A 12,433-nucleotide genomic window follows, 5' to 3' on the forward strand; every position below is an offset into this window, starting at 1 on the left:
TGCTCAATATACAAACATTAAGTAATTATTTGAAATAGAATTTACCTGTAGTTAACCATTAACACAATTATTCGTACCATATCCATGATGAATAATTTGCTCAGCTTTATATCTTTGCAGCTTTTGAAACAACACTTGATATGAATTTTGTTGAAGAACTAACCTGGCGCGGCATGCTGCATACCATTATGCCGGGTACCGAAGAAATGTTAAATAAAGGCATGACTTCGGGATATATTGGATTTGACCCTACTGCCGATTCATTGCACGTAGGCCATTTAACCCAAATCATGACCCTGATCCACTTTCAGCGCGCGGGCCACAAGCCTTATGCTTTGGTAGGTGGTGCAACAGGCATGGTGGGCGATCCATCGGGCAAATCGCAGGAGCGTAATTTATTATCAGAGGATATCCTGAATCATAACCTGGAATCGGTAAAAGTACAATTGACCCGTTTCCTTGACTTTAACACCGGCGCCAACAGTGCCGAGATGGTAAACAATTATGATTGGTTTAAGAGCTTTACTTTTCTTGATTTTATAAGGGATGTTGGTAAACACATCACTGTAAACTATATGATGGCTAAAGAATCGGTAAAGAAACGACTTGAAGGCGATACCGGTATGTCATTCACCGAGTTTACTTATCAATTGGTACAGGGCTATGATTTTTACTACCTGTGGAAACACCATAACTGTGCCCTGCAAATGGGCGGCAGCGATCAGTGGGGTAATATTGTTACCGGCACCGAGCTCATCCGCCGTAAAGATGCGGGCGAAGCATTTGCTTTAACAACCCAATTGATCAAGAAAGCTGATGGCACCAAATTTGGCAAAACAGAAAGCGGCGCGGTTTGGCTGGATGCTGAGCGTACATCACCATACCAATTTTACCAGTTTTGGTTAAATACTACTGATGTTGATGCTAAAGCCTACATCCGCATATTTACATTGTTTGATCGTGAGGTTATTGAAGCCTGGGAAGTTGAGCATGACGCAGCTCCACATACCCGTATCCTGCAAAAAGCGCTGGCAAAAGATATCACCATCCGTGTACATGGCGAAGCAGAATACGAAAAAGCGATAAAATCGTCGGAGTTTTTGTTTGGCAACATCGGCATTGAATTTTTAAACGAATTGAATGATGCCGAAGTACTCGGCCTGTTTGCCGGCGTACCTAACTATACTATTTCGGCAGCCGAATTACAGGAAGGTATAAATGTTACCGATCTGCTGGCTGCGAAAACTTCGGTTTTCCCGTCAAAGGGCGAAGCCAAAAAAATGATAGCAGGCGGCGGAACGGCCATCAATAAAGTAAAAATTGCTTCGGCAGATGACACTTACCATACAGACTCATTAATTAACGGAAAGTTTCTTGTTGCTCAAAAAGGCAAAAAGAACTACTTCCTGATAATTGCAGAGTAGATTTACCTATTACAAAAAAGAAAGCCGCCTCATAAATCAATGAGGCGGCTTCTTTTTTTATACGGATCACATGAGCTGATTTCCATCCCCGGCATTTTCCAATTATAAAACATCCCAAAAACAAAAGAAGCTGCCCTTTTGGAGACAGCTTCTTTCATTTTTGGTTAAATATGATTACTTACCAAGCTTTGCTTTCAGATTTTCATCAATTGCAGCTAAAAACTCTTCGGTATATAAATAATCTGTACCATGCTCAACTTTTGGTTTAATAGTGATGGCCAAATCTTTTGTCATTTTACCGCTTTCAACAGTTTCAATACAAACTTCTTCCAACGCTTTGCAAAAGTCAATCAGTTCCTGGTTGTTATCCAGTAAGCCACGGAATTCCAAACCCCTTGTCCAAGCAAAAATTGATGCAATTGGATTTGTTGAGGTTGGTTTACCCGCCTGGTGCTCACGGTAGTGACGTGTAACTGTACCATGGGCAGCTTCAGCTTCCATTACGGTACCATCTGGTGTAACCAGGGTTGAAGTCATTAATCCTAATGAACCAAAGCCTTGTGCTACAGTATCTGACTGTACGTCGCCATCATAGTTTTTACAAGCCCAAACAAAGTTACCGTTCCATTTTAAGGCCGATGCAACCATGTCATCAATTAAACGGTGCTCATACGTGATGCCCGCATCAGCAAACTTTTGTTTATAATCTTCCTGGTAAATGGCTTCAAAGATATCTTTAAACCTACCGTCGTATTTTTTAAGGATAGTGTTTTTGGTTGATAAGTATAAAGGCCAGCCTTTCATCAATGCCTGGTTAAAGCACGCGTGTGCAAAACCCTTTATTGATTCATCGGTATTGTACATAGCCAAAGCTACACCATCGCCTTTAAAATTATACACTTCAAATGATTGCTCTGCAGCACCATCTTCCGGGGTGAAGGTAATGGTTAATTTACCTTTGCCTTTGGTTACAAAATCTGTAGCACGGTACTGATCGCCAAAAGCATGACGGCCAATACAAATTGGAGCTGTCCAGTTTGGTACCAAACGCGGAACATTTGCCATAACAATTGGCTCACGGAAAACAGTACCATCCAGTATATTACGGATAGTTCCGTTTGGCGAACGCCACATTTGTTTTAAGCCAAACTCTTCAACACGCTGCTCATCGGGAGTAATGGTTGCGCATTTTATACCTACGCCATATTTTAAAATAGCATTTGCGGCATCAACGGTAACCTGATCGTTGGTTTCATCGCGATACTCAATACCAAGGTCATAGTATTTTATATCCAGATCAAGGTAAGGGGTAATTAATTTGTCTTTGATGAATTTCCAGATTATCCGGGTCATTTCATCGCCATCCAGCTCAACTACCGGATTTTCTACTTTAATTTTTGACATATCTGATGTTGTTGTTTTATTTAAATGGCTTCAAATATATTAATTTGAGTTTATCAAATTAACTAAATAGCATATGAAAATAATTGATTTGATAATCCTGACGATTTATTAACACAGTTTATTGTTTTTATAAACAATGATGCTATTTTTATAAAATTAAACGTTAATAACCCAAGCCGGTTGCTAAACCAAAGCCCGGTTGCTTCATTATGGTAAAACTAATAGCAAAGATCACCCTGATATTATCCCTGTGTACAACTTCATTTTTGGCAAAAGCGCAAATCGGGTATGATTACGCCCAGTATGACATTGGTACAGCTGTTGGTCTTAATACTGCTGTTATGGCCGATGTAAATACACTTAGAATTGCACCCTCCATCCACTTTAATTTTAATTACAACCAATCTCCGTATGTTAACTATGTATTGGAACTGCAGGTTGGCCGTTTAGAGGGTGGAGATTCTGTTAAATCCTCATCGGGCAGGCAGTTTGAAAATCATTTTACATCTTTTTTATTCCGGGCACAGTTACAGGCCGGCGAATTTATAGATTACTCCGCAAGCCCGTTTATGAATGTGATGAAAAACTGGTATGTATCTACCGGTGTAGGCTACATTGCCAACCATATAGTAGCGAAAAGTCTTGACAAACGAAACCCTGCTTATGCAGTTGGAGATAATAATGCACAAGCACTATTTATACCCGCAAGGCTTGGATATGAGTTTAAGATTTATAATGACTATAACCAGCCCAGCGTTAAAATTGATATTGGGTATCAGTATAATTTTGTATTTAGTGACAACCTGGATGGCTACAGCACGCAGGCTTCCAATAAAGATGCTTACGCGCAACTAACCATAGGTGTAAAATTTGCAATTGGCGGAGTAACGTCCTATCGTAAACAAATTCATTATTAACCACAGGCTTATTTTATTTTTATTTTAGTGGCATTCTGTTGATTTTTTGGCAAGGTTTTTTCTGTATATTTAATATAAAATTCAAAGCTTATGAATAACTTGAATATTGATCCCGGCTACGAAGATGATGACGATGCATTAACTGATAACAGCAATGACGGGAACAGGACATTGAAAGATGACCTGGATGAAACTACAGTGGAAGAGGAAGACCTGAGCTATAACGCCGACGAGGATAGCTTTGAATATGATGTAAAAAGCGACGACCCCGATTACTACCATCCCGATCCATACAAAACATCAGTAAAAAACGGCGAGGATATGAACTCCACTTATGATGAAGCGAATCCTTACGATACTGCCGATGGCGAATACTCTGAAAAAAGATCAATTGAAACAGATGTAGATGATCTGGCTATGCACATTGACAATGGCAATATTACCGAGGTTGACCCTGTAGACGCCGCGCTGGCTCATACGCCCGAAGATGACAGGGATGATCTGGATGAAGAAGGCTACCCTAAGAATGATACCTTTTTTAAATAAAAAGGGGCAACTTTCTGAGTACAAAAACAGTCACTTTTTGTGCCTTTTATTCAGAAACAGGTAAAGTATGTTCTGTTTTGTACAATTTTCAGTTTTCTTATTATTGCGTATAAAAATCAATCCAGATCAAGATTGAAACGATTACGCAAGTCCATCAATTGCGGATTGCGTGATACCATGTGCTGAAATTTTTCGCTTGTTGTATAAGGCTTGCGTACAACCTTCTGTTCATCAACCCGCGCATTTACCTCAATAGTGAAGTTGTTTAGCTTGGCCCGTAAAAAATTATGCATTTCGGGCCGCTCCTCTTTAAATATGTTTTCCTGCACCTTATTGCCTACTAAAATCTCAAACTCATACGGCTTTATCATGCGTGGAGCGTTTGAGGTAAAAATGGTAACCAGGTTTTTCTTACCATCGGCCTTTACTTTAGCGGCAAAATCGCTCCAGTATCGCAAAAAACTATCCATGGTAAAATCCTCCCGGGCATCGCCCTTTAGGTAGGGATCTTCCTCTTCAAGCAATTCCTCCTCGGTTTTGCCGGTGTCTGTTAATGAGGGGATAGATAAAGAACCTAAACTGGGACTTGGGATAAATATTTTAGGCTTTTCGGTTATAATAGGGGCAGCTTCCTTTACCGGTGCCGAAGAAGTTACAGGCTCGGGCTTATTAACCGAAGGCTGTGCAGTTTTATTATAAACCGGGGGTGCATCGTTTAATACACCCGTTTCATGAATGATCTTAGGCTCCTGCGCCGGTGCTATTGCTGTGGTATCAGGTTTTTTTTTTAATGACCCTTCGGCGAAGGGCGTTGCGTTTAGCGGTGTAGTAGCCATATTAAAGGCTGATGGCAAATGGCACATCTTGAGCAAGGCCAGCTCAACCTGCAATCGCTGATTTTTACTCAGCTTATAACTAACATCGCACTGGTTGGCAATATTCATGGCCGAGAGCAGGAATGACACCGAGCCTGCCTGTGATTGCTGCAGGTATTTATTCTTGATGCCCTCGCTTACCTCCAGTAATTTTAATGTGGATTGATCCTTGCTTACCAGCAGGTTACGGAAATGTTCACTTAAACCGGCAATAAAATGCGCCCCATCAAAACCACGTGACAGGATCTCATCAAAAAACAACAATACTTTTGCCGTATCCTCTTTAAGCAGGCTTTCTGTTATGTTAAAGTAGTAATCATAATCAAGTATGTTCAGGTTATCAATAACAGAGCGGTAGGTTACCTTGCCGCCCGAAAAACTAACAATCTGATCAAACATCGATAACGCATCCCTTAAGCCACCATCGGCCTTTTGGGCTATAATGTGCAAGCCATCGGTTTCATAGCTGATGTTTTCTTTACCGGCAATGGACGCCAGGTGGCCGGCCATATCATCAACCCTGATGCGGTTAAAATCAAATATCTGGCAACGCGAAAGTATAGTGGGCAGTATTTTATGCTTCTCGGTAGTGGCCAATATAAATATGGCGTAATGAGGTGGCTCTTCCAGCGTTTTCAGGAACGCGTTAAATGCCGCCTGCGATAGCATGTGTACCTCATCAATAATATACACCTTGTACCGGGCAGCCTGCGGCGGTATGCGCACCTGCTCAATTAAACTGCGAATATCATCAACCGAGTTATTGGATGCCGCATCAAGCTCATGTACGTTAAAAGAATTACCGTTTTCAAAAGCTTTGCATGAGGGACATTCGCCGCAGGCTTCTCCATTGGGCTGTAAATTGGTACAGTTAATAGTTTTGGCCAATATACGCGCACAGGTGGTTTTGCCCACCCCACGCGGACCGCAGAACAAAAATGCCTGCGCCAACTGGTTATTTTTAATGGCATTTTTGAGCGTATTGGTTATATGTTGCTGACCAACAACGGTTTCAAAAGTAGCCGGGCGATATTTACGGGCCGAAACAATGAAATTATCCACAGCACGAAGTTAACAAGAAAATGCTTTAAGTTAAAGCACCAAAACATGAATGTTAAGATATTGCTTAATGGTTACTGCAGATCATCATCCGGCAGGTGATCATCATCCTCCGGATCGGGTTCATAAGTGTTATTCCCCACCCTTATCTCATGCAGGTCATTCTCGGCGTCAAGCCGATCGTCAAAATCCTCATCATCTTCATCATCCCAGTCTCCCTCAATAGCCCGGTCACTACCACCGGGAGACAACATAACTGTACTATTCAAAAAAAAATCGCCAATTAAAATCTCACTTTCTGTAAGCTGCATAATCAATATTTAGTAGTGGTACGCTTAATAACCTTGCAGGGTTTGTAAAACTCGTTAAATATTTAATTCTTTTCTCCTATAAAAAAGTTTTTGATGCCTTTAATATAACACCAAATGAATTATAAAGCAGGCCTCCCTTATCATAACCAATGTCATAACCAATATTATACCCGTTTTTTAATGGTCTTAAGCCCTCAAGGTAAGCAGAAAACTGATTTACTTTCTTAAAAGCATTTGGCGACGGCTGTTTAATTCCGCCAACGCCACGATAGGGTTCCGAACCTGTTGCGTACGTGCCATAGTTTTCTGAATAAGATAATTTACCGGTATAAAACCATTTAAACGCATAAAATTGCGCTGCTCCATAAAATGCTTTTACCCTGTTATTTATAAAAAATTGATTGTCGGACCTGACAAGATTACTACGGGCATCAAGTGTTGTGGTAATAAAAGGATTACCCAGGGCTAAATTTTTATATGACCAGCCCTGTAAATATTCATAATTATTGTAATAATCTTCTGCGCCTGATTTTGTGCTTTTTGAATCTAATGTACCGGCCTGATTAACACTGTAGAATAACTCAAATACCGCTTTTTTCCAATAAAAATTACTTGTATTATTTTTTTCATTATTAACTAAACTAATACCATTTAAGCCATCTTTTATATTAGCCAATGACCCTAAGGCCCCCTTATCATAAAAGCTTTGCCTATATATTAATAACGTAAGCGCATCAAACTTATATTCTGCCCCAAGATCCAACGAACCTAAATGATTACCAACTTTTGATCCCTGGTATACCTTGCCGGTAACAACATACTTGTACGTTTCCCATCCGGATAAATCAAACCTGGGAAAAACATGCTTTTCATCTCCCCATAATGCCTCATGGTTATAACCTGCCAGAAATTTAAATCGCCATGACGGTTGGCCTACTCTTACATAAACACTATTTGATAAAAAATAATTGGTGTTTTTCCCTGGTATTTTTCCTGTATTTACATGCACATCACCAACGTCTCCGTTTGCAAATGCACCCTTAACCGCAAATAACTTTCCCAAAATAGGTATACTATAGTAATTTGGTATACTCAAACTAATTTGCGGTATCCCAAGCGCATTGCCTGATACCGGAAACGAACCGGAAGATAAAGAATCTACCAGCCCAACAATATCTTTGGAGCGCCCGGCCTTTAACTCAAAAATACCCGCATGAGCTTTCACAAATCCTTCAACCAGTATAAACTGGCTGCCCTGGCCGATATTCCCTCTGCCTTCAAATGATGCTCCCCAACCAAACGTTTTGGTGGTATCATAATCCTTGCGGATTTTACCTATAAGACTACCAGATGTGCCTGAAAGCGGAATACTGCCGAATTGATTTGACCTTAGCCAGAATGGCACAACATCGTTGGTAGTTTCGACACCCTGCAGTTCCAGACTTGCATGAACATCCTTTACCTGTGCATTTACAACTAAATGAACGAGCAATATTGTCGTTAAAATCAATGTTTTCTTCATATCTATTTCGTTTTTAGATAATTAAGCACAGCATGCACCAATGTTATTTTTGTACTAAAACGTAAAAATTGTTACAAAATTGGCAAGCTTTGAATACTTTTTTTTCATATTTCATCAACTTACCGATTGCGTAACAACAACCTTGTGTAAATGTTTTGAAAAAAACTTAACGAAAAAGCAAAAAATCACCACGACTATATAAGTGCCTGGAGTAAATGGAATTGCAGCTTTTGGGTATGCTGCACCACCGCAATAATATTAATAGGAATGTATTGATTTTTTAATAATTATCACTACATTTGCAGCCCCGTAATAGCGGGTAATTAATTAAAAATCAAAGTATAATAATGCAACAGTACGAAATCGTGATCGTTCTAACCCCGTTGTTATCAGAAGAAACAGCTAAAGAAGGCATTGCCAAATTTAGCAAAATCTTAACTGATGGCGGAGCCGAAATTGTCCAGGAGGATAATTGGGGTTTGAGAAAATTAGCGTACCCTATTCAAAAAAAGACTACAGGGTACTATCACTTAACTGAATTTAAGGCTCCGGGTGATTTAATTAACAAATTGGAGATTGAATTAAGGCGCGATGAGCGTGTTTTGCGTTTCCTGACCATAGCGTTAGATAAACATGCCATTGCTTACAATGACAAAAAACGTAGCGGTGCCTTTAACAAGAAACCTAAAACAACAGAGGAGGCTTCAAACTAATGGCAAACGATCAAATTAAATACGTTACCGCTCCTAAGGTGGAGGATAACCGTAAAAAATACTGCCGTTTTAAAAAGAATGGTATTAAGTATATCGACTACAAAGACGCTAACTTTTTATTAAAGTTCATTAACGATCAGGGTAAAGTATTACCACGTCGTTTAACTGGTACTTCATTGAAATTTCAGCGTAAAGTGGCCCAGGCTGTTAAACGTGCCCGTCACATTGGTTTATTACCTTACGTTACAGATTCATTAAAATAATAGGAGATTTAAGAAATGGAAGTTATTTTAAAACAAGATGTAAAAAACCTGGGTGATAAAGACGATGTTGTAAACGTTAAACCAGGTTATGGCCGTAACTACCTTTTACCTAAAGGCTACGCCATATTAGCTACCGTAAGCGCTCGCAAAGTTTTAGCTGAAAACTTGAAACAAGCTCAGTTTAAACAAGAGAAAATCCGTAAGGATGCTGATGCGATTGCTGCCCGTTTAGAAGGTGTTAAACTTAACATTGGCGCTAAAGCCGGTGAAAGCGGAAAAATATTTGGTGCTATCAACACTATTCAAATTGCTGATGCATTGAAAAAAGAAGGCTTTGAGGTTGACCGTCGCCGTATCACATTTGATCAGGAACCAAAGTTTGTTGGTGATTATATCGCAAACGTAAACCTGCACAAAGAAGTTAAGGTACAGGTTCCTTTCTCAGTAGTAGCTGAATAATTTATATTTCGAAATCCTGATTTCTATTTCGGATTTTGAGTTTAATTTTAGATTTTTAAAAGGTGTTTTGCTTTGCAAAGCACCTTTTTCATTTAATAGAAACTTACTATAAATAGTGCAACGTAATTACAACTCTCCCCGAAAAACAAATTCAAAACCAGGCACCCGAACTTCAAAATCAAAAAGCAAGTTCGGTGGTATATTTAAGCTCATTTTTAGGGTAGTTAAGCTGGCATTTATACTATTTTTTGGCCTTAGCTTGTTTGGTGTACTGTTATTCCGCTTTGTGCACCCACCCTTTACCTGGCTTATGATTGAGCGGGGCTTTCAACAAAAAGCCCGCGATAAGGATTGGAAGATTGATAAGCAATGGAAAAGCTTCGACGAAATATCTGATAACGTGAAACGCGCCGCCGTAGCTGCCGAAGACCAATCATTTTTAGAACACCATGGTTTTGATTTCCATGCGATTGAAAAAGCGATTGAAAAAAACCAGCACAGCAAAAAACTGATAGGTGGCAGTACAATATCACAACAGGTAGCTAAAAATGTTTTTCTATGGGAAGGTCGCTCCTTATTGCGTAAAGGCGTTGAAGCCTACTTTACGGTGCTGATAGAAGTTTTCTGGAGCAAAAAACGCATCATGGAAGTTTACCTCAACGAGATTGAAATGGGCGATGGCATTTACGGCATTGAGGCGGCATCACAGGCCTACTTCCATAAGCCGGCATCTGATCTTACCAAACATGAGGCGGCGGCCATAGCTGTTATTTTTCCAAGTCCGCTTAAATGGTCGGCAACTAACCCTACCCGTTATTTAAAACACAGGCAATACCTCATCATGAAAAACATGAAGAGACTGGGGCCTTTGGATTTTTAAAATAAAGAAAAATTACAGTTTTATCCTTTTTTTGAAATCCTAACGATTGGTGTTTACTGCCAAAAGTTTAAGTTGTTGCAGCGCCTGCAGTGCTTTTTTATTATTCCCCGGATCGTTCTGCTCAAATTTTATACTATCGGCGGCGCTATAAAAAGTGAGGATATTTTGCTGCATATCGGGAGTTATGCATGCAAACTTGCCATCCTGCAGTTTCAGCAACCATTGGTTATAGGTTTTATCAGCAAGTGGGTACTCATCAGGTTTAGTCTGCTTCCCTGTATCAAAATCAATATTACTGAGCTGCAATTTATGGTTCCCTACCCTTGTTAAGGCAATAGAATAGTTAGTCAAAATACTATCCATACTTGTTATAAACAAATTTTCGCTGGCCACGCCCGGGTATTTAAATTTGAATTTTTTAAGTGGCCCTACCTTAGGTAATATTTTTATCATAAAAGCGACCGCACGGGCTTTAAAATCCGGACGGGCATAATTACTACCAAACTCGTTGTTGAACATTTTCCGGGGCATTCTGTACCTGAAACTGCCGCGTTTTACCAGCGGATCGACTTTCAATATATCTTCTTTTTTAGATTGCCAGGCATTATGAATTATCGCCGGGAATAAATTGCGCACCCCCCATCTGAATGTAGCAACGCTGGATTCAAAGCTTGGGAACAGCTCATTAAGATTTTGGCCGTAAACTTTCAGGAAAGCCCTTTCAAGTACCGGTTTCGACATAGAGAAGCCAATAAAGTCATGATAAGCTATTGACGCGTAATGCCCTTTGGCTGTTTGTATGGCATCATATGCCAATTCCATTCTGCTGTGCGAAGTATGGTCATCATTATAGGTAACTACTGCGCCAAATTTTTGCTGAAGAACTGGATTACCTAAAGGAACCGAACGATTAGTAGCCAGCGAATGGCCATATTGATCGGCCATATAATGTGATAACGCGCCAAGTGCAAAGGCATATTCATCCAGGTTTTGTGATTCGTCAATTAAAGTAGTTATAAAATCACCACTGCGCACATAATGAAGCAGATCAGTAAAATAAGGATCACCAAATGGCATGTACCCCATATCTGCCACCAGGCAACCTCCATAAGCAAAAGCATGGGCTTTTTTTAAATCAGCGATACTTGAATTAGGGTATCGTTTTAATAGCAACGGCTGTATTTTACCCATCCATTCCGCATCAACTATAGCCTCATGCGCCAGGATTGAAAATCCTCTTGAGGAAGACGCAAGCATCATAAAAAAAACAATTACAAGGAGATACTTAAAAAGAAAGGGAGCCTTCACGATAGCAATATATGCAAAATAACAACAAGCAATATCATTTGTTTTATGCCAATGATGTTATACAAAGGCGACTACCAACAAGGCTGCTTATCTTCTTTTACTCATTATTTATACTTCCAGTGTCTTGATTTACCTTCGGCAAGCCACCCGGCGGCTGTTTCCATACGTTTTTGGCGTGTGGCTTCGCTTTTGGCATCAATTATCCACTCCACGTATTCTTTTTTATGCGAGTAGCTCGATCTGTCAAAATTAAGGCTGGCATTGGGGTAAGCCGTTAAAAATTCCGTGAAATATTCAGGGATAACCAATTCGGTTTTAGGGGCCGAAGCCTTTTTTACCGCTTCGGGAGTTTTTTTACCGCTTTCATTAAAGGCAATGGCCTGCAGTATAAAATCCTGCAGAATCTCTTTTGAAGGCAGGTCTTCTATTTTGGTGATGCGGCCAAAGCTGCCGGCAGAACCATCGCCAATGCTTAATGCATTATTAGGGTCATTTAACAATGTTGCCTTCCAAAAACCGAATGCGCAATGTTCTTTGAAAGCTACCATTTGACAAACCACGCCTTTGTAATCAAAAAATGGAAAACCCCATTTAATCGCTTCGGTTAATAATGGAGAAGTTTCATGAACTAACTGCCGCAAATAAGTAAGTATTGGCTTTGCAAATTCGGGCGACTTTTCAATGTAAGCATCTACCCTGTTATCATATTGTTCCATAAAATAAATTTAATAACAAATGACTTAATTTCAAGC

At 39.9% G+C, this 12,433-nt stretch carries 13 protein-coding genes; 7 read left to right on the forward strand and 6 right to left on the reverse strand.

The genetic code is table 11. From position 1 onward, the window contains the following. Positions 1–140: 140 nt before the first annotated feature. The gene (gene tyrS / locus AC1DYB_RS16485) at positions 141–1,424 is read left to right on the forward strand and encodes a tyrosine--tRNA ligase (protein WP_295714257.1); all 1,284 of its coding nucleotides are present in this window, start codon (positions 141–143) and stop codon (positions 1,422–1,424) included. Positions 1,425–1,598: 174 nt separating this feature from the next. Here the strand turns inward: tyrS and AC1DYB_RS16490 are convergent, their stop codons facing one another. Further along, complete coding sequence (locus AC1DYB_RS16490) at positions 1,599–2,828, reverse strand: NADP-dependent isocitrate dehydrogenase (RefSeq protein ID WP_295714259.1); 1,230 nt, start codon at positions 2,826–2,828, stop codon at positions 1,599–1,601. Between the two features lie 209 nt (positions 2,829–3,037). Between AC1DYB_RS16490 and AC1DYB_RS16495 the strand changes: the two genes are divergently transcribed. Further along, positions 3,038–3,745: a hypothetical protein gene (locus AC1DYB_RS16495; RefSeq protein ID WP_477392206.1), complete on the forward strand. Its 708-nt coding sequence runs from the start codon at positions 3,038–3,040 to the stop codon at positions 3,743–3,745. A 90-nt stretch (positions 3,746–3,835) separates the two neighbouring features. After that, positions 3,836–4,291 (forward strand): hypothetical protein, encoded by a 456-nt coding sequence (locus AC1DYB_RS16500; RefSeq protein WP_477436522.1) that lies wholly within the window; start codon positions 3,836–3,838, stop codon positions 4,289–4,291. 116 nt (positions 4,292–4,407) lie between these two features. Here AC1DYB_RS16500 and AC1DYB_RS16505 read toward each other — a convergent pair whose 3' ends face one another. The 3 genes from AC1DYB_RS16505 to AC1DYB_RS16515 form a co-directional block, all read right to left on the reverse strand. Beyond that, positions 4,408–6,228, reverse strand: coding sequence for a DNA polymerase III subunit gamma/tau (locus tag AC1DYB_RS16505; RefSeq protein WP_477436524.1), 1,821 nt, complete (start codon positions 6,226–6,228; stop codon positions 4,408–4,410). Between the two features lie 71 nt (positions 6,229–6,299). Further along, entirely contained in the window at positions 6,300–6,536 is a 237-nt protein-coding gene (locus AC1DYB_RS16510; protein ID WP_477436526.1) for a hypothetical protein, read from the reverse strand. A 76-nt stretch (positions 6,537–6,612) separates the two neighbouring features. After that, positions 6,613–8,058: a capsule assembly Wzi family protein gene (locus AC1DYB_RS16515; RefSeq protein WP_477436528.1), complete on the reverse strand. Its 1,446-nt coding sequence runs from the start codon at positions 8,056–8,058 to the stop codon at positions 6,613–6,615. A 347-nt stretch (positions 8,059–8,405) separates the two neighbouring features. Between AC1DYB_RS16515 and rpsF the strand changes: the two genes are divergently transcribed. The 4 genes from rpsF to mtgA all read left to right on the forward strand — a co-directional run bounded on the left by rpsF (position 8,406) and on the right by mtgA (position 10,373). Continuing rightward, the gene (rpsF, locus tag AC1DYB_RS16520; RefSeq protein ID WP_295714278.1) at positions 8,406–8,771 is read left to right on the forward strand and encodes a 30S ribosomal protein S6; all 366 of its coding nucleotides are present in this window, start codon (positions 8,406–8,408) and stop codon (positions 8,769–8,771) included. Beyond that, positions 8,771–9,034, forward strand: coding sequence for a 30S ribosomal protein S18 (rpsR, locus tag AC1DYB_RS16525; RefSeq protein WP_067054791.1), 264 nt, complete (start codon positions 8,771–8,773; stop codon positions 9,032–9,034). The genes rpsF and rpsR overlap by 1 nt, the downstream gene beginning before the upstream one ends. Positions 9,035–9,049: 15 nt before the next feature. Beyond that, on the forward strand, positions 9,050–9,493 hold the full coding sequence (rplI, locus tag AC1DYB_RS16530) for a 50S ribosomal protein L9 (protein WP_076377921.1): 444 nt from the start codon (positions 9,050–9,052) through the stop codon (positions 9,491–9,493). A gap of 115 nt (positions 9,494–9,608) precedes the next feature. Beyond that, positions 9,609–10,373 (forward strand): monofunctional biosynthetic peptidoglycan transglycosylase, encoded by a 765-nt coding sequence (gene mtgA, locus AC1DYB_RS16535; RefSeq protein ID WP_477436530.1) that lies wholly within the window; start codon positions 9,609–9,611, stop codon positions 10,371–10,373. A 39-nt stretch (positions 10,374–10,412) separates the two neighbouring features. On the opposite strand, the gene AC1DYB_RS16540 is transcribed toward mtgA, so the two are convergent. Further along, positions 10,413–11,633, reverse strand: a complete 1,221-nt coding sequence (locus AC1DYB_RS16540) for a zinc dependent phospholipase C family protein (protein ID WP_477436532.1) — start codon at positions 11,631–11,633, stop codon at positions 10,413–10,415. A gap of 152 nt (positions 11,634–11,785) precedes the next feature. Then, positions 11,786–12,397, reverse strand: a complete 612-nt coding sequence (locus AC1DYB_RS16545; RefSeq protein WP_477436534.1) for a YdeI/OmpD-associated family protein — start codon at positions 12,395–12,397, stop codon at positions 11,786–11,788. Between the last annotated feature and the right edge of the window lie 36 nt (positions 12,398–12,433).

The organism is Mucilaginibacter sp. P2_A4, assembly GCF_056405015.1.